General features: G+C 60.3%; 16 protein-coding genes. 5 read left to right on the forward strand and 11 right to left on the reverse strand.

Annotation, left to right across the window (positions count from 1 at the left end; all coding sequences use genetic code 11):
• Positions 1 to 24: 24 nt before the first annotated feature.
• A complete protein-coding gene (locus SC318_RS25685; RefSeq protein WP_320428928.1) occupies positions 25 to 2412 on the reverse strand; it encodes a TonB-dependent receptor plug domain-containing protein in 2388 nt (795 codons plus the stop codon).
• A 329-nt stretch (positions 2413 to 2741) separates the two neighbouring features.
• Between SC318_RS25685 and SC318_RS25690 the strand changes: the two genes are divergently transcribed.
• Positions 2742 to 3224 carry a sn-glycerol-3-phosphate transporter gene (locus tag SC318_RS25690; protein ID WP_320428929.1) on the forward strand — a complete coding sequence of 161 codons (483 nt, stop codon included), beginning with the start codon at positions 2742 to 2744 and terminating at the stop codon, positions 3222 to 3224.
• Between the two features lie 139 nt (positions 3225 to 3363).
• On the opposite strand, the gene SC318_RS25695 is transcribed toward SC318_RS25690, so the two are convergent.
• The 6 genes from SC318_RS25695 to SC318_RS25720 all read right to left on the reverse strand — a co-directional run bounded on the left by SC318_RS25695 (position 3364) and on the right by SC318_RS25720 (position 10637).
• On the reverse strand, positions 3364 to 4332 hold the full coding sequence (locus SC318_RS25695) for a CDP-6-deoxy-delta-3,4-glucoseen reductase (protein ID WP_320428930.1): 969 nt from the start codon (positions 4330 to 4332) through the stop codon (positions 3364 to 3366).
• Positions 4332 to 5798, reverse strand: coding sequence for a 4-hydroxy-3-polyprenylbenzoate decarboxylase (gene ubiD / locus SC318_RS25700; protein WP_320428931.1), 1467 nt, complete (start codon positions 5796 to 5798; stop codon positions 4332 to 4334). The genes SC318_RS25695 and ubiD overlap by 1 nt, the downstream gene beginning before the upstream one ends.
• Before the next feature lie 59 nt (positions 5799 to 5857).
• Entirely contained in the window at positions 5858 to 7840 is a 1983-nt protein-coding gene (locus tag SC318_RS25705) for an acyltransferase family protein (RefSeq protein ID WP_320428932.1), read from the reverse strand.
• A 157-nt stretch (positions 7841 to 7997) separates the two neighbouring features.
• Complete coding sequence (gene rho, locus SC318_RS25710) at positions 7998 to 9257, reverse strand: transcription termination factor Rho (protein ID WP_003176825.1); 1260 nt, start codon at positions 9255 to 9257, stop codon at positions 7998 to 8000.
• A gap of 234 nt (positions 9258 to 9491) precedes the next feature.
• Entirely contained in the window at positions 9492 to 9821 is a 330-nt protein-coding gene (trxA, locus tag SC318_RS25715; protein ID WP_320428935.1) for a thioredoxin TrxA, read from the reverse strand.
• Positions 9822 to 9947: 126 nt separating this feature from the next.
• Positions 9948 to 10637 carry a FadR/GntR family transcriptional regulator gene (locus SC318_RS25720; protein WP_320428936.1) on the reverse strand — a complete coding sequence of 230 codons (690 nt, stop codon included), beginning with the start codon at positions 10635 to 10637 and terminating at the stop codon, positions 9948 to 9950.
• A 254-nt stretch (positions 10638 to 10891) separates the two neighbouring features.
• Here SC318_RS25720 and SC318_RS25725 point away from each other — a divergent pair, with 254 nt between their 5' ends.
• From SC318_RS25725 to SC318_RS25740, 4 genes are read left to right on the forward strand one after another with little or no spacing between them, the layout of a single operon-like run.
• The gene (locus SC318_RS25725) at positions 10892 to 11677 is read left to right on the forward strand and encodes a transporter substrate-binding domain-containing protein (RefSeq protein ID WP_320428937.1); all 786 of its coding nucleotides are present in this window, start codon (positions 10892 to 10894) and stop codon (positions 11675 to 11677) included.
• A 17-nt stretch (positions 11678 to 11694) separates the two neighbouring features.
• Positions 11695 to 12363 carry an amino acid ABC transporter permease gene (locus SC318_RS25730; RefSeq protein WP_320428938.1) on the forward strand — a complete coding sequence of 223 codons (669 nt, stop codon included), beginning with the start codon at positions 11695 to 11697 and terminating at the stop codon, positions 12361 to 12363.
• Positions 12360 to 13010, forward strand: coding sequence for an amino acid ABC transporter permease (locus SC318_RS25735; protein WP_320428939.1), 651 nt, complete (start codon positions 12360 to 12362; stop codon positions 13008 to 13010). The genes SC318_RS25730 and SC318_RS25735 overlap by 4 nt, the downstream gene beginning before the upstream one ends.
• Positions 12997 to 13734 carry an amino acid ABC transporter ATP-binding protein gene (locus tag SC318_RS25740; protein ID WP_065887006.1) on the forward strand — a complete coding sequence of 246 codons (738 nt, stop codon included), beginning with the start codon at positions 12997 to 12999 and terminating at the stop codon, positions 13732 to 13734. The genes SC318_RS25735 and SC318_RS25740 overlap by 14 nt, the downstream gene beginning before the upstream one ends.
• Here SC318_RS25740 and SC318_RS25745 read toward each other — a convergent pair.
• From SC318_RS25745 to SC318_RS25760, 4 genes are all read right to left on the reverse strand, one after another.
• Positions 13706 to 14254, reverse strand: coding sequence for a DUF1120 domain-containing protein (locus SC318_RS25745; RefSeq protein ID WP_320428940.1), 549 nt, complete (start codon positions 14252 to 14254; stop codon positions 13706 to 13708). The genes SC318_RS25740 and SC318_RS25745 overlap by 29 nt on opposite strands.
• The gene (locus tag SC318_RS25750) at positions 14244 to 16745 is read right to left on the reverse strand and encodes a fimbria/pilus outer membrane usher protein (protein ID WP_413817580.1); all 2502 of its coding nucleotides are present in this window, start codon (positions 16743 to 16745) and stop codon (positions 14244 to 14246) included. Before SC318_RS25750 ends, SC318_RS25745 begins: the two co-directional genes overlap by 11 nt.
• Before the next feature lie 7 nt (positions 16746 to 16752).
• The gene (locus SC318_RS25755; protein WP_413817652.1) at positions 16753 to 17469 is read right to left on the reverse strand and encodes a fimbria/pilus chaperone family protein; all 717 of its coding nucleotides are present in this window, start codon (positions 17467 to 17469) and stop codon (positions 16753 to 16755) included.
• A 104-nt stretch (positions 17470 to 17573) separates the two neighbouring features.
• Positions 17574 to 18230 (reverse strand): DUF1120 domain-containing protein, encoded by a 657-nt coding sequence (locus tag SC318_RS25760; protein WP_320428942.1) that lies wholly within the window; start codon positions 18228 to 18230, stop codon positions 17574 to 17576.
• Positions 18231 to 18252 lie beyond the last annotated feature (22 nt).

Consider the following 18252-nt stretch of genomic DNA (forward strand, 5'->3'; position numbering starts at 1 on the left):
GAAAAGCGGTGCGCCTCCTGTGTGTTACCAGTTGTAAGCAACTTTACCGTAATAAAACGCGCCGCTGTAACCGTACGGCGAAAAAGTGCTATAGGCCAGATTGCCGCCGCTGCTGGCGTAGGCATTGACCTTCTCGGGGTATTTGTCGGTGACGTTGTCGCCGCCCAAGGTGAAGGTCCAGTTCTTCAGTTTGTAATCCGCCGACAGGTCCAGCACCCAGGCTGCCTTGAAGGTCTGGTCGTTGACCTTGTCCGCCTGGTAGCTGGTGAACTCACCATAGCGCACCAGGTTGCTGTGCAGCGCCCACTGGCCGAAGGTGAAATCGTTGCCCAGGCTCAGCTTGTGCTGGGGCGTGGTGTCACCGAGCAAACCAATGCGCTCGCGACGGTCCACCCGCACCAGGTTGGCACCCAGACTGTCGAGGACCGCCGGATTGGCCTTCACGTCGGTGACTTTGGTGTGGTTGTAGTTGTAGCCCACGGTGCTGTTCCAGCGAATACCGTTATCGAACTGATAGCGATAGTTGGCCACCAGGTCGACACCGTCGGTGCTGGTGTCGGTGGCATTGGTGAAGTAACGCGCGGTGGTGTAGTTGATATTGCCGACCCCGTTGGCTTGCAGGTAGGCAACCGTCGCCGGGTTGAGCGAGAGGTTGGACGAGAGGCTGATGCGGTCGCGTATGTCGATGCGATACACATCCAGCGTCACCGTCAGGTCGTCGGCAGGCTCCAGCACCAGGCCAAGGCTGTAGTTGCGCGACTTTTCGGCCTTGAGGTCTTCGGCGCCGAGCAGTCGCGCCACCTGGCTGTTGGCAGGGAACGTGCCGGCCTCCTGGATCGTATTGCCGATCAACTGCGACGAGGTATAGGCGAAATTCTGCTGGGCCAGGGACGGCGCGCGAAAGCCGTTGGAAATACTGCCGCGCAACGCCACTTGCGGGGTGAAGTCGTAACGGGCCGACAGCGAACCGCTGAGGTTGGAGCCAAAATCACTGTAGTCCTCATGCCGCACCGCAGCCGAGGCGCTGAGTTTTTCGGTGAAGTTGGTTTCCAGGTCCAGATACTGCGCCCAGTTGTGCCGGGTGCTGGTGCCGGCATCGGCATCGCGAAAGCCACCGAGGCCCGAGCTGCCGGTCTGGTAGTAGGACGCGGGCTCCCCTGCTTCGATTTCATAACCTTGATGCAGGTATTCACCGCCAAACGCCACGGAAACCGGGTATGGCAGCAACCCCAGGTCAAACTCACGGGACAGGTCCAGGCTGACTTGCTTCTGATCGTTGCTCAAGGTGCCATTGTTGAATTTGCGCGGCGTGCTCAGGCCCAGGGACGTATTGATGGTTTCAGTGCCCAGCTCATACTGGTTCTTGCCGTAGTTGGCCGACAAATCGTAATGCCAGTCGTAAGCCAGCAGACCGCGCAAGCCGACCACCAGGGACGTGTCTTCCAGGTTGCCCTTGATCAGCGGCAGGTAGCCGTTGGGGTTGAGCGCCGCAATGTTGTTGGACGCATTGCTCGCTCGATAGAACGCCGCCGTCTCGCCGCGTCGCTTGCTGTAGCCGCCGAAGGTGTAGAACTCGGCCGCATCGTTGAAGGCATATTCAGAGTTGAACTGGAACTTGCCTTCGTTGGTGGCCGGCTCGCCCTGACGGAACACACGCTGACCGTAGGTGGTGGAGCCGACGCTGCCGGGGCGGTAATCATTGCCCGCGCGATTGGTGTAATCGTTGTCGGCGCCTTCGCCCGAGAGGTTGATAAAGCCGTTGTCGCCCAAGGCCAGGCCGGTGTTGCCACTGATATTGCGCTGGATTCCGTCACCCTTCTTGTACTCACCGAACTTGGTGGAGACCGAGCCGCCATGATCGGTGTGCTTGAGAATCACGTTGATCACCCCAGCGATCGCGTCTGAGCCATAACGAGCAGAGGCGCCATCACGCAACACTTCGATGTGGTCGACCGCCGACAGCGGGATTGCATTCAAGTCTGCCGGTGCCGAACCGCGGCCCACCGCTCCGCCGAGATTGACGAAGGCACTGGTGTGACGGCGCTTGCCGTTGACCAGCACCAGCACCTGGTCCGGCGACAGGCCGCGCAACTGCGCCGGGCGCACCAGTTCGGCGCCATCGACCAGGCTTGGCCGGGGAAAGTTGATCGATGGAATCAGGCGCGCCAACACGGCGCCCAACTCGTCGGAGCCGGTGCTGCGCAGGGTTTCGCCGGAGATCACGTCGATAGGCGACAACGAAGCGCTGGCAGTGCGCTCCTGGGCGCGGGTACCGGTGACGATCACCGTGTCGAGCCTGGGCGCTTCGGCGGCAGGCGTTTCGTCTGCCAGGACGGGATTGAAGCCCACAGCGGTCAGCAAATTGGCCGACAAAATCGCTGAGTACAGCGCGTGTTTCTTGTAACTCCCCATACCACTCCCCTTGAATCAGGAATCAGAACTTCACTGCTCTGAATTCGTACGATCGATCCGGCTGGCGGGCGGTGGCGGTCAGTGTGTTGGTGACTGAAAGAAGATCGGTAGTCCGTTGAGATATAGCTTAATGATATTTATCTAACAAATTAAATACCTTTAAAGAATAAGCGAAAGCATAAGCAAGCAAGCTCTGCCGTCAGGATTGAGGGCAACAATCCCGCTACTTTCAGCCCCGGTTCAGCCTGGGAATTCGCCAAACCGTCAAAATGGCGCGTACAGAACGACCACTTAGCCGCCCTTCTAACCGACTATCGAGGTCGCACCCCATGAAGAAATTCCGATTGCCTGGCCTGTTGTTCCTCGCCCAGGCCACCACGGCACTGGCTGGCGAAACGCTGGCTGTCGAGGACGAAAAAGGCTTCTGGTACGCCCAGACCAGCGTCTACACCCGGCACTTCGCGCCTGACCCGGAGCACAACAACAACCAGGACCTGATCGGCCTGGAGCACAACGAAGCCTCGGGTTTTGTGTACGGCGGGGCGACGTTTCGCAATTCGTTCCGCCAGCGTTCGTACTATGCCTATGCAGGTAAGCGCTATGACATGGCCGAGTACCCGGTGTACCTGAAGGTCACGGGCGGGGCGATCCAGGGTTATCGCGGCAAGTATCGCGATAAGATCCCGCTGAACCGTTATGGCGTGGCGCCGGTGATCATCCCCTCGGTAGGCACGCATTACGGGCCGGTGGCGGCGGAAGTGGTGCTGCTGGGGTTCAATGCGGCGATGGTGACGACGGGGTTACGGTTCTGAGCGGGCGCGGGTCAATGCGCGGGGGGTTGCTCACACATGCGTTTCGTCAGTCGACCTATGTGTAAACCGATCCATTGCAATCGCGGGCAAACCCACTCCCACAATTGATCGGCGTTTAACCCTGATGTTTTTGCTCTGCTCAGGGCCGGGGGGCGTAGGCAAATACGTCAGCGCGCATCTGGTGCGCATCCATCCCGGCGTCGACCAATGCGTCCAGCGTGCCGTAGATCATCGCCGGTGAGCCGCTGGCGTAAACATGCACGGCCGTCAGGTCGGCAATGTCTTCGCACACAGCTTCATGCAGTAACCCGCAACGCCCTTCCCAACCGCACAAGTCGCTCACAACCTTGTGCAGGAACAGGTTGGGCAGTTGCTGCCACTGTTCCCAGTGTTCGATCTCGTAGAAGTCTTCCGGACGACGCACGCCCCAATACAGGTGCACAGGGTGCTTGAAACCGGAAGCCCGGCAATGCTCGATCAGGCTGTGCATCTGGGCCATGCCGGTGCCGGCGGCGATCAGTACCAGCGGCCCGTCCGGCAACTCGGCCAGGTGGGTGTCACCGAACGGCAGTTCAATACGCGCCATTTGATTGCGCTGGAGCTGGTCCAGCAGGTTGCGTGCGCTGTCTTCACGGGCCAGCACGTGCAGTTCCAGCTCACGCCCGGAGTGAGGCGCCGACGCCAGGGAAAACGCCGACTTCTCGCCGTTCTCCCGCTCGATCATCAGGTATTGCCCGGCGTGATAACGCACCGCCTTGCCCGCCGGGGCTCGCAGGCGCACGCGCCACACATCGCCACCGACTTCCACGCATTCGCTCAATTGGCACGACAACTTGCGCAACGGCAACTCTCCCGGCGCCAGCACGCCATCCCACAACACAATGCAATCTTCCAGCGGCTCGGCGATACAGGTAAAGAACTCACCGTGATCACGCACCTCACCGGCCTGCTGCACCCGGCCCTCCACCAGCAGCGCCGCGCACACGTGGCATACGCCGTTGCGACAGGCCTGAGGGCACTCGTAGCCGAGGCGACGTGCGCCGTCGAGGATTCGTTCGCCAGGGTCCAGCTCCAGTACAGCGCCGGAAGGTTGCAGGGTTACACGCATCAATCTATTCCCAATTCTTTCCAGATTGCATCGACGCGAGCCGTCACTGCGTCATCCTTGACGATTACCCGGCCCCACTCACGGGTGGTTTCGCCCGGCCATTTGTGCGTGGCATCCAGGCCCATTTTTGACCCGAGGCCCGACACCGGCGAGGCGAAATCGAGGTAGTCGATCGGCGTATTGTCGATCATTACCGTGTCGCGCTTGGGGTCCATACGCGTGGTAATGGCCCAGATCACGTCGTTCCAGTCGCGAGCGTTGATGTCGTCGTCGGTGACAATAACGAACTTGGTGTACATGAATTGTCGTAAAAACGACCACACACCCAGCATTACCCGCTTGGCATGGCCGGGATACGACTTTTTCATGGTGACGATGGCCATGCGGTACGAGCAACCTTCCGGCGGCAGGTAGAAGTCGGTGATTTCCGGGAACTGCTTTTGCAGGATCGGCACGAACACTTCGTTCAGCGCCACGCCGAGGATGGCAGGCTCATCCGGTGGCCGGCCGGTGTAGGTGCTGTGGTAGATCGGTTTGATCCGGTGGGTGATGCGCTCAACGGTGAACACCGGAAAACTGTCGACTTCGTTGTAATAACCGGTGTGGTCGCCGTAAGGCCCTTCATCGGCCATTTCGCCGGGGTGAATCACGCCTTCGAGGATGATTTCGGAGGTGGCTGGCACCTGCAGGTCGTTACCGCGGCATTTCACCAGTTCGGTGCGATTGCCGCGCAGCAGGCCGGCAAAGGCGTATTCGGACAGGCTGTCGGGCACCGGCGTCACGGCGCCCAGGATGGTGGCCGGGTCGGCGCCCAGCGCCACGGAAACCGGGAACGGCTTACCCGGGTGCTTTTCGCACCACTCACGAAAGTCCAGGGCGCCGCCACGGTGGCTCAGCCAGCGCATGATCACTTTATTGCGACCGATCACTTGCTGACGGTAGATGCCCAGGTTCTGGCGATCCTTGTTCGGGCCTTTGGTGACGGTCAGGCCCCAGGTAATCAGCGGGCCGACATCGCCGGGCCAGCAGGTCTGCACCGGGAGCATGGCCAGGTCGACATCATCGCCTTCGATGACCACTTCCTGACACACCGCGTCCTTGACCACCTTGGGCGCCATGGCAATGATCTTGCGAAAGATCGGCAGCTTCGACCAGGCGTCCTTCAAGCCTTTGGGCGGCTCGGGCTCCTTGAGGAAAGCCAGCAGCTTGCCGATCTCGCGCAACTCGCTGACCGACTCGGCGCCCATGCCAAAGGCGACGCGCTCGGGCGTGCCGAACAGGTTGCCGAGCACCGGGATGTCATAGCCGGTCGGGTTCTCGAACAGCAGCGCCGGGCCCTTGTTGCGCAGGGTACGGTCGCAAATCTCAGTCATTTCCAGTACCGGTGAAATCGGCATCTGGATACGTTTCAACTCTCCGCGCTGCTCAAGTTGCTGCACGAAATCCCGAAGATCCTTGAATTTCATTAACCATGCCACCCGTAAAATAGGCGTACATCCTACCTGCTCCGGAGGCGGCTGGCAGCTTAATTGGCGGTCAATCCTCTTGATTGCAACGAACTGAACAACGGCTCCAGGAAGGCCTCGATATGCCGCGCGCCCACGTCGGAAAGGTGATTATCGTCGGTGTACAGCGCCCGGCCATTGAGTTCCACCCGGCACAGCCCGTCGGTGCCACACAGCAAGGGCGCGGGATCCAGCACCCTGACACCGCTGTCGGCAGCCGCAAGCTCGTCGAACAACTGGGTGATAAAGGCCTGGCGCTTCACATGCTCGGCCACGGCGAGCCCTTCGCCGTCCACCGGTCGGTTCATCATCGCCAGGCGACTGAGGCGGTAAGGCACGATGATTTCCTGCAGCGGCACTTCCTTGACCAACCAGACCTTATGCCCGGCAGCGCGCAGCGCCTGGATACGCTCGCGCAGGCCCTGGGCAAAGCGCTGCTCAGCCACCGCGCGCACATACTTGCCGGTGCTCGGATCCTTGAGCGCATGCTCCTTGTCACCGGACATTTGCCCATAGACATACAGACTCCAACGCGCCGCCAGCACCACATCGCTGAATTTCTTCTCGGCCATCGCCTTCTCCACGCGATGGTTGAAATGCGCGCAGCGGGTGATGTTCTCCAGGCCATCCAACGGGATGCAGCCCGCGAAACTGGCTTCAACCAGGCTGATGTCGTGGCGATCAGCGCCTTCCTTGAGTGCGGGAATCAGCGCGGTGGCATGGCTGTCGCCCCATACCAGCGCCGAGACGGACTGGGTTTGCGGACCGAAATGGCAGAACAACCGTTCATCGGGCGTGTCTTTGTCAGCCATGCACGCCAGCAGCTCCGGGCTCCACTTCTTCGCCTGGGCGAAGCGCAGCGCCTGTTCGGACAAACGCGAAGGCACACCGTCGAACTCGCGTATCGCAAGGCCCGTAAAGCCCAGCCCCAGAATGCCGACCATGGCTGCCGCCAGAATCGTCTTGCGGGTGGCCAGCAAGCGTTTTTCCCGGAACGGCGTTTCCACGAAGCGCCATGACAGATAGCCCAGCACCAGCGAAAGCAGCATCAGCCCGCCCAGCTCCAGGGCGCTCAGGCCATCCACCGCCGCGTACTTGGCGTACACGAACACCGGCCAGTGCCAGAGGTACCAGGAATAGGAAATCAGCCCGATGCCGACCATTACCCGCGTGCTCAACAGGCGCGCGACCCAGGTGTGTTGCTGGCCGTCGGCCCAGATCAGGCCGACGACACCCAGCACAGGCAACAGCGCGGTTGCGCCGGGGAACGGTGTTTTCGCGTCGTAACCCAATACGGCGATCAGAATCAGCCCCAGGGAAGCCAGGCTGATCCCTTGCGCCAGGGCAGGAGAGGCGCGCCACTCATATTTGGGCAGCACCGCCAGCATCGCGCCGGCCAGCAATTCCCAAGCCCGCAGGTGCAGGAGGAAAAAGGCTTTCTGCGGCTCATGCTGAACCGCCCAGACACTCATGCCAAACGAGCCCAGCAACACCGCGAACAGCGCCAGGCGCCAATGCTTCAGGCGACTTGAGAGCAACGTGAGCAGCAGCGGGAAAAAGATGTAGAACTGCTCTTCCACCGCCAGTGACCAGGTATGCAGCAGGGGCTTGATGTCCGAAGATGCATCGAAGTAGCCATGCTGGCGCGAGAACAGCAGATTGGAAGTGAAGGTCACCTGATAGTGTGCAGACCGCCCCAGCTCTTCGTAGTCCTTGGGCGCCAACAGAAACCAGCCCACCGCCAATGTCGCCGCAATCATGACAAATAGCGCCGGCAGAATGCGCCGTGCGCGTCGGGCCCAGAAGTCGATGAAACTGAAGCGCCCGGCCTGACGCTCGCGCCAGATAATGGAAGTGATCAGAAAGCCGGAAATGACGAAGAACACATCAACGCCAACGAAACCGCCGGTGATGCCAGGTACGCCGAAGTGAAACAACACGACTGAAAGGACAGCGATGGCACGCAGTCCGTCGATGTCTCTGCGGTAAGCAAGAGTGGTCATAAGAATTGTGGTCAGTCAGTGACGAAAGGAGTGAGCGTAGTCGCGAGTACAATTTTTGTTACTTAACGGACACTTATGCCACAAAACACAATGAATCTCGACGCAAAAAAAATGGCGCCCCATTCGGGGCGCCATTTTTCGGACCTGAAACGCCGTATTACTTGCGTTTCATCGACAGGAAGAACTCGTCGTTGGTCTTGGTGGTTTTCAGCTTGTCGATCAGGAACTCGATGGCGGCTACTTCGTCCATCGGGTGCAGCAGCTTGCGCAGGATCCACATGCGCTGCAGTTCGTCGTCGGCAGTCAGCAACTCTTCGCGGCGGGTGCCGGAGCGGTTGATGTTGATGGCCGGGAACACACGCTTTTCAGCGATACGACGGTCCAGGGGCAATTCCATGTTGCCGGTACCCTTGAACTCTTCGTAGATCACTTCGTCCATCTTCGAGCCGGTTTCAACCAGCGCGGTGGCGATAATGGTCAGCGAGCCGCCTTCTTCGATGTTGCGCGCGGCGCCGAAGAAACGCTTTGGTTTCTCCAGGGCGTGGGCATCGACACCACCGGTCAGTACCTTGCCGGAACTCGGGATCACGGTGTTGTAGGCACGGGCCAGACGGGTGATGGAGTCGAGCAGGATCACCACGTCTTTCTTGTGCTCGACCAGGCGCTTGGCCTTCTCGATCACCATTTCAGCAACCTGCACGTGGCGGGTTGGCGGCTCATCGAACGTCGAGGCAACCACTTCGCCACGCACGGTGCGCTGCATTTCGGTCACTTCTTCCGGACGCTCATCGATCAACAGCACGATCAGGTGAACTTCCGGGTTGTTACGTGCGATGTTCGCTGCAATGTTCTGCAGCATGATCGTTTTACCGGCTTTCGGCGGCGCGACGATCAGGCCGCGCTGGCCTTTACCGATAGGCGCGCACAGGTCGATCACACGACCGGTCAAGTCTTCGGTGGAACCGTTACCGGCTTCCATCTTCATGCGCACGGTCGGGAACAGCGGGGTCAGGTTCTCGAAGAGAATCTTGTTCTTCGCGTTCTCCGGACGATCGAAGTTGATCGTATCGACCTTGAGCAGGGCGAAGTAACGCTCGCCTTCCTTCGGAGGGCGGATCTTGCCAACGATGGTGTCGCCGGTGCGCAAGTTGAAGCGACGGATCTGGCTCGGCGAGACGTAGATATCGTCTGGGCCGGCGAGATAGGAAGCGTCTGCGGAGCGGAGGAAGCCGAAGCCGTCCTGGAGAATCTCCAGCACGCCATCACCGGAGATTTCCTCGCCGCTTTTCGCGTGCTTCTTGAGCAGGGAGAAAATCACGTCCTGCTTGCGCGAACGGGCCATATTTTCTATGCCCATTTCTTCGGCCAGTTGGAGCAGGTCGGTAATCGGCTTTTGCTTGAGTTCAGTCAGATTCATATAGGAATGACGTAATCATTTATGGAGGGGGGAAATTAAGCTTTTGGCTTAATGAGGCCGCGCCGCAGAGAAGGCGACAGGATCGCGTACTAATCGAAAAGGAATGCGTCGGCGACGGCTTGCAGGGGGCAGTGGAGAAACCAGTGCGGGGCCGAATGTACCACCTGAGTTTCGGAGCGTCTAGCCCTGTTTTACCAAAAAGCCCCGAGATTTTCGGGGCTTTTTTGGCGACGCTTAGATGTTGGCGTCGAGGAAAGCTTGCAGCTGGGACTTCGACAGCGCGCCGACTTTAGTGGCTTCGACGTTACCGTTCTTGAACAGCATCAACGTTGGGATACCACGCACGCCGTGCTTGGCCGGGGTTTCCTGGTTTTCGTCGATGTTCAGCTTGGCAATGGTCAATTTGCCTTCGTACGTGGTTGCAATGTCGTCCAGAACCGGAGCGATCATTTTGCAAGGGCCGCACCATTCAGCCCAGTAGTCAACCAGCACTGGGCCCTGGGCCTTAAGTACATCTGCCTCGAAGGACGCGTCGGTGACGTGCTTGATAAGATCGCTGCTCATGGATGTCTCCGGATTGTAAGCAAAAAAAACGTGACCCATCATAGCCGCCCTTCCCCCGTTCAGGAAGCTGCCTCTGATTGAGTCTTGCTATGGTGACGCATGAGTCTGAGTATCGCCTGCTCAAGGCTAGACGGGTGTGACGAAGGCAATGCCCGTGCGCAACGCGGCATTACGTACATGTTCCTGCATGGTTTTCTGCGCTGGCCCACTGGTGCGTCGGGCCAGAGCGCGCAGGATCCTGCGATGTTCCTGCCAGGTTTCCATGGCGCGTTCCGGCCGGATGAACGGTAGCTTCTGGCTTTCCAGGAATACCTCGGCGCTGGCGCTCAGAATGCTCACCATCGCCTGATTGCCACTGGCCAGCAGGATGCGCTGGTGAAACTCGAAGTCCAGCCGGGCGGCGGCGTCAAAGTCACCGGCTTTGAGGACCTTGCGCATCGCCTCCACATTGTCTTGCAGGCTGTCGAGCTCATCAATGCTCAATGTGACCGCCGCCAAACCTGCAGCGAAGCCTTCAAGGGCGTAACGCAGCTGAAAAATGTCCAGCGGCGTGGCCTGCGCCGCAAACGGCCAGGCGAGTTCGGACGGCGGCTGCGGCGCCTGCACGAACACCCCCTTGCCTGGCTGCACACTGACCACACCCAAGGCGCTCAAGGACGACAACGCCTCGCGCAACGAGGTCCGGCTCACCCCCAACTGCAGCGCCAGATCGCGCTGAGAAGGCAATGCATCGCCCGGCCCGAAGCCCTGTTCCTTGATCAGTTTGCGGATGGCCTGCAGGGCCGCTTCCGGTACGGCTTGGGCGATGGAATTCATGGAAAACTCAAGGTTGCAATCAACTGAGCGGCTAGTTGTAAAGCTATTCACGCCCGTCGGCAAGCCGCGCCCCAAAGGGGCTCGCGGGTTTTTACGACGCTCGAAAAGGGTGCGAAAAGCCTCGCAACTGTTCAGACCAGTCAGACCATCTCGCCTCAACGGGTCCGCGCCTTGCAGACCATTCCAAGCGGGCTGGCATGGGCTGTGCACTGAGCAAACTCAGAAAATTCCTTCGCCCTTCTCGGAGAATTGCCATGACCAAGCGCTACAGCGCCCTGCTCACTGCCCTGTTTGCCAGCCTGATGCTGAGCCAGGCACCGGCCCAGGCCAACGGTCTGGACGATATCGTCGCCCGTGGCACCCTCAAGGTTGCCGTGCCCCAGGACTTCCCGCCGTTCGGGTCGGTGGGCCCGGACATGCAACCCCGCGGCCTGGACATCGACACCGCCAGGCTGCTGGCCGACCAGCTCAAGGTCAAGCTGGCGCTGACCCCGGTCAACAGCACCAACCGCATCCCGTTCCTCACCACCGGCAAGGTCGACCTGGTGATCTCAAGCCTGGGCAAGAACCCTGAGCGCGAAAAAGTCATCGACTTCTCCAAGGCCTACGCGCCGTTCTACCTCGCCGTGTTCGGCCCACCTGACGCGGCGATCCACACCATCGACGACCTCAAGGGCAAGACCATCAGCGTGACCCGTGGCGCCATCGAGGACATCGAGCTGACGGCGGTCGCGCCCAAGGAGGCGACCATCAAGCGCTTTGAAGACAACAACTCGACCATCGCCGCCTACCTGGCTGGCCAGGTCGACCTGATCGCCAGCGGCAACGTCGTGATGGTGGCGATCAGCGAGCGCAACCCGAAGCGCGTACCGGCGCTGAAAGTGAAGCTCAAGGACTCGCCGGTCTACGTGGGTGTGAACAAGAACGAACCGGCGTTGCTGGAGAAGGTTAACCAGATACTGGTCGCGGCGAAGGCCGATGGCAGCCTGGAAAAGAACGCCATGCAGTGGCTCAAAGAGCCGCTACCGGCTGATCTGTGACGCGACGGAGCTGACTGATGGCGTATCAATTCGACTTTGTACCGGTATTGGCCAACACCGACCTGCTGTTGCGCGGCGCGCTGTTTACCCTTGAGCTGACCGCTATCGGCGCGATTCTGGGAGTGGCCCTGGGCACCGTCGGCGCGCTAGTGCGGGCGTGGAAGATCCAGCCGTTTGCCTGGTGCTTTGGCGTGTACGTCGAGCTGATCCGCAACACGCCATTTCTGGTGCAGCTGTTCTTCATCTTCTTCGGCCTGCCGTCGCTGGGCTTGAAAATCACGGAGTGGCAAGCCGCCGTGCTGGCAATGGTGATCAACCTGGGTGCCTATTCCACCGAGATCATCCGTGCCGGCATCCAGGCCATACCGCGCGGGCAACTGGAAGCCTCAGCGGCCTTGGCAATGACGCGCTTCGAAGCGTTTCGCCACGTGGTACTGCTGCCGGCACTGGGTAAGGTGTGGCCGGCCCTGAGCAGTCAGATCATCATCGTGATGCTGGGCTCGGCCGTCTGTTCGCAGATCGCCACCGAGGAGCTGAGCTTTGCCGCCAACTTCATTCAGTCGCGCAATTTCCGCGCCTTTGAAACCTATGCCCTGACCACACTCGTGTACCTATGCATGGCGCTGATGATTCGCCAGTTGCTCAACTGGATCGGCCGCCGCTACGTGATGAGGAACAGCCGATGAGTGATTTTTCCTTGTGGGACATCGTGCGCAACCTGCTCAGCGGCCTGCAATGGACGCTGTTGTTGTCGCTGGTGGCGTTTGTCGGCGGCGGTGTGATCGGCCTGCTGGTGATGGCGATGCGTATCAGCCATAAGGCATTCCCGCGCAACATTGCCCGCACCTATATCGAACTGTTTCAGGGCACGCCTTTGCTGATGCAACTGTTCCTGGTGTTTTTCGGTGTTGCATTGCTCGGGGTAGATATTTCGCCCTGGCTGGCGGCGGCCATTGCCCTGACCCTGTTTACCAGCGCCTACCTGGCCGAGATCTGGCGCGGCTGCGTTGATTCCATTGCCCATGGGCAGTGGGAGGCATCGGCCAGCCTGGCGCTCAATCCCCTTGAACAACTGCGCTACGTGATACTGCCCCAAGCGCTGCGCATCGCCGTGGCACCGACCGTGGGGTTTTCGGTGCAGGTGGTCAAATGCACCGCCGTCACCTCGATCATCGGCTTTACCGAGCTGACCAAGACCGGCGGCATGCTCGCCAACGCCACCTTCGAACCCTTCATGGTGTACGGCCTGGTAGCCCTCGGTTACTTCCTGCTCTGCTACCCCTTGTCCCTCAGTGCGCGCTACTTGGAAAGGAGACTGCATGCCTCTGCTTAGAATTTCCGCCCTGCATAAATATTACGGCGATCACCACGTACTCAAGGGCATCGACCTGACCGTTGAAGAAGGCCAGGTGGTGGCGATCATCGGCCGCAGTGGCTCGGGTAAATCTACCTTGCTGCGCACCCTCAATGGCTTGGAATCGATCAACGACGGCGTGATCGAAGTCGACGGCGAATACCTCGACGCCGCCCGCGCCGACCTGCGCAGCCTGCGGCAGAAGGTCGGGATGGTGTTCCAGCAGTTCAACCTGTTCCCGCACCTCACTGTGGGCGAGAACGTCATGCTCGCCCCGCAAGTGGTCCAGAAGGTGCCCAAGGCCAAGGCGGCGCAGTTGGCCAAACAGATGCTGGAGCGGGTCGGCCTGGGGGAAAAATTCGACGCTTTCCCGGACCGGCTGTCCGGCGGCCAGCAGCAGCGTGTCGCCATTGCCCGTGCCCTGGCCATGTCACCCAAGGTGCTGCTGTGCGACGAAATCACCTCGGCCCTGGACCCGGAGCTGGTCAACGAAGTGCTCAGCGTGGTGCGCCAACTGGCCAAGGATGGCATGACGCTGATCATGGTGACCCATGAAATGCGCTTTGCCCGCGAAGTCGGTGACAAGCTGGTGTTCATGCACCAGGGCAAGGTGCATGAAGTGGGCGACCCCAAGGTCGTGTTTGCCAACCCGCAGACGCCCGAACTCGCCAACTTCATCGGTTCTGTGGAACAGCCGGGCTGACCAGTTCAAAACTGCCTTGCCCCTCCCATACCGTCTGGCTGCGTACCTGCAGGGCGTCGGCGGGCAGGTCGACGTCAATGTCGACCTGGGCCGTCAAACGCTGGCCTGTCACCGGCATCCCTGCAGCGCGTGCCGCCAGGATCTGCCCGGGTAGCAGCTGCCCACCCGCGCCACCACTGGGCTGGCTCCCGCCTGCCCACTCGACGACACGCCCATCAAGCCGGGCATGCCTGAGGCTAAGACGTAACCGCCCCTGCTGACCGAAGCGGAACGCTTGCCCATCGGCAGGACCAACAAACCGTAACGCTATCGCCGACGGTTCGACGCACAACACGTTGAGCAGCAGCGTGCGCGTAGCGAGCCTCACCGTAGCGCTTTCGACCAGCGCCTCCCTGCGAATCACACCGTAGTCGATACGCGGCTGACTGACGGACAATCGGCAGTTTTCGGCTCGCGCCCCTTGCGCCAACAGCACCGTACAGCAAAAGGCACAGCCGATACTTTTAAGCCTACCGACCATGGCACACCGCCGCTGTCGTTTCGTAGAACGTGTCATGGTCAGGCTGCCCCTCAGGTGAAATGTTCAGCAGGCAACTGGCAGAGTCCGGTAATGAAACCCTCAGGTCTTGCATGTCGTTCGCGTCGTTGAGAAAGATCATGCCCTCGCCGACTACGCTGGTCAGAAAACGATCGCCCTTGCCGAATACCGCTGCCCCCTGAGGCAATGGCCGACCTTGATCATCGCTGGCGTTGATCAGCATGCGGCGCACTTTCACCACATCGAATGTCACGGCGTTGACAGAACCACGACCTGCGGTGAGCACTCGGGTGCCGTTCTTCAAATCAACGCGTTTTGGCAAGGACCGGGTTTGTACTTCGATATGGCTGTTGGTGTAGGCAGGCAAGCCTGGAAGCACCGCCTGCCCGGTAAAGTCGGTCCACACCGGGCCTTGCGGCTTGTCGATCCTTGCAGAGGCAACGTCTCCCACCGACGCGATACCAAACGTGTCTTGCACCGCGTAAGGCGAGAAGGTAACGCCTCCTTCGTGAGCAACCACGCCACCCTGCAATTGACCGGTATAACGGGTGCCCGACGGGTCGCGACTCACACCTAGACCGACGCGGGTGTAACGCGGCGTGAGGTCTACCTGACCGCGCATCGACTGCTGCTTCGCACTGAGGTCGCGCTCGACGCCGACTTCATAGTTCACATACTCATTGACCCGTTCAGTGAGCGCCGTACCGGTCCGGGACTGCCCCCCACGGCGGCTGACGTAGCTGTTCACGCGACGATCACCGCCCAGGGGCACGCTGACCTGCAACCGCAAGGACAGGTCACCGTCGAGGTTGGTGTCGCGCCGGGTTCTATTCTGCGTGGCATCTCGGCGCGCCTGGGTGCTGCCTATCTGCGAATCGGCAATCAACGCCACATCGGCATAGCGCAACGACTTGTTCCATGACGCGAATACGTGCTCGCTCGACTGCCCATCAAATTGGGCGCTGCGGGAGTAGCTCAGGGAAAACGCCCCCAGGGTCGGGTCGACCCATGTCACACCCGCCGTGTACTGGTTCTTGAAGCGCGACTCCAACACGTCGGTCGGGGTCAAGCGACTGACCTCGGTCACCTCGCGATAACTGCGGGTCTGGCGGGTTGCGCTGAGGCTGAGGTCGATGTTGGCGGACACCGGACTGTTCACCGACACGCTGCTGCGTGCACCGGAAACCCCCTCACGGCTGTCGCGGGAAAGGTTATGGCGAGCGCCCACCGACACGCGCTGGAAGAACACACTGCTCAACGTGCCACCTGCCGACCAGTACTCGTCGGTGCTCAGCAAGCCGAAACCGCCGGATGAGTCTCGGCCCAGGCCCCAGGTCCCGCTGCCCATGGCGACGATGGGCGACGGCCCCTCCCCGTGCGTCTCTTCACGTACCTTGCCAAGGGAAAAATAATACCCGGGCGCCGCCGGCGCGGCCCCGGCGAACGACGCCGCTGGCACCACAAAGCTGCGTCGGGTCCCGCGTACATCGATCACACTGACCTCAAGGTCGCTCGCGCCGTTGATCAGCGGCAGACCGCTCAGCCGGAACGGCCCTTCGGGCACCAGCGTGCTGTGGATCAACACGCCGGACTGACGCACCTCGATCCGCGATTGGCTCTGCGCCAGGCCTTCCACCACGGCATTGTTGCTGCCGGCCGGCAGGCGCGACTGACCGTCGGGCGAAAACTGCACGCCCGATAGCTGGATGCCGCCAAACAGCGGGTTGTTGCTGGAAAGCTGGCCGGCCTGGAAAGTCGATTGCAATGCAGCGATATCACGCTGCGCATAGGCATACAGGTGTTCGTTGCGTGTCACCCCGTTATCGGAAACATGGATTTGGCGACTGCGAACAATCCAATCACCCAGGTTGAAACCCGCTTCGGTGTAGGCCGATACGAACCGGTTGTTACCGTCGCGCGAGTGGCTGTCGAAACCTTGCACGTCATAGTTGAACAATGCCGCTGCGCCACCCCGGGCGAACGCCCCGGACTCCCACTGCGGCTCGCGCAATGACGAGGTGGGCACCACCAACGCCACTTCATCGTTGCTTGGGCGCAGCCGCACCATAGTCGTGGGGAAAGCGCCCAGAAAGTCATGGCATGCCTGGTCGGCAGTGGCGCCTTTGCGCAGGATACCCGCAGGCTTTACCAAGCCGGCTTTTTCCAGCAATGCCGGGGTAAAGCACAATTGCCCATGGGCATCGAACTGCGCATCCACCAGCCCGAGCGGGTTACCGTTGACCTTCAGCCCCACCACCTGGGTGCCCTCGCGAAAGCGCGCCGCGGTGCGAAAATAGTCTGAAACCTTCGGATCAATCCCGTGGGTGCTCAATGCCGCCAGGTCAAAGCCCTCGCCCAGCTCCAATGCAGGGACAACGCCAGGCAGACTCCACAGTGTCGCGACGCCCATGAGCAGCGTTGGCCGCCGGTTCCGAAAGAACGCCCCGGTTCGGTGACTCGACAAATTTGTCATGGGTCGATCAACCCCCGTCGGCATTGATCGGCGCCCGGTAGTTTTCTACCGAAAAGCCGTAGATCGTGGCTGGCTGAATCTCGATGCCAGTCAATCCTTCCAGGGAGCCGTCAACCTTCACCGCCAGGGCTTCGCCCGGCAAAATGTAGCTTCGCGGCAGCGTGGCTGTGGTTCCCTGTGGCAGTAACCGCACCTGCGGGGCCATGCGCACCACATAAGCGCTGTCGTTATGCACCGTCAGACGTTGCCCTGCGCGTTGCCACTTCAGCAGCTCCCAAGGCGTGTGATGGATCGGCAGGCCCTGGGGATGCAGGATCAGCGGCAAATTCTGACGCAAGGTGATACCAATGGTCGCACCGCCCGCAGTTCGCGCCTGGGGGATGCCCTCGAAGGACACGCGCTTGAGTCGCTGCGTCTTCAACGGGGCCTTCAACGTGCTGATAAAACGCACCAGTTGCGTTTCGCCGCCCTCCACTCGCGCAATGGGCGGCGTCACGATCAGGAGCGGTTCCACATCCTCCGGTATATTTTCTATGACTGAATGCAGCAACGCTGGCGCCGCGTCGGTGTTCTTGATGTTTATCGTCGCTTCGCCCTGTTCTTCATTCAGTACTATAACCGTGGTTTCCGGCAACATGCCGTCAGCCACCGCAACACCGGCAAGACACAGAAGTAACACTGGATATAAAAAACGCATACTTTTTATGACTGGAAGACTAAGCATTCCATGTTCCCCACAACCTTGAAATTGACCGTTAAATGCCGAGCGCCCATATAAAACAGCCGACCGGAAATACAAGACTTCTCGATCGGCTGTCGCTATGTCGCTTAGATGTAACTCAACTCAAGTGTTGCGCGCCCATCAAGGGTAACGTCGCGGCTCAGGTCCAGATCCTGGCCTCTATTGATAACAGCGCGCACGGCGATCGTACCGGTCAACTGAGAGATCGAGGCAGGGGTAGCGGCCGTGCCACTGCGCCAGGAATACTGGTTAGGCGATTGTGCGACTTTGCCATCACTGTTCTGCCAGGCGCCGGTGCTGACTCGCATGATCGGAGACAGTGTTGCGGTCGGCGAACGCAGGTCCCTGAGCGTAACGGCGAAGCCACCTGTCTTACGGCCGCCGACAGCCCCCAGCCCATAGTTATGCGCCTCGGTGTAGCCAGCCCCGAGTGCGTTGAGGATGCCCGGCACCTTGCTGCCGGCCTGCAAGTCGACAAATTTGAGCCCGAACTTGCCCGGCGTGGTGCCACAGCTGATGGTGATCGGCGTGGTTTTTTCGGTCAGCGGGTTGAACGCCGTCTGGGACAGTTGGCCCGAAGGGATGTCGCCGTAGTTGATAATGCCACCGCCGCTCATGCTGAGGTTACAGGCAGCGGGCTTGATGACCCCCCTGACGATCAGTTCGGCACTGGTGGCAGCATAAGCGCCAATATTGGCAGCAAGGCAAGCGAGACCCAGGGTTAATCCAACAATTTTTTTCATATTCGACCTGTCACTTGAAAGT

Source organism: Pseudomonas sp. MUP55 (genome assembly GCF_034043515.1).
Lineage (GTDB): Bacteria > Pseudomonadota > Gammaproteobacteria > Pseudomonadales > Pseudomonadaceae > Aquipseudomonas.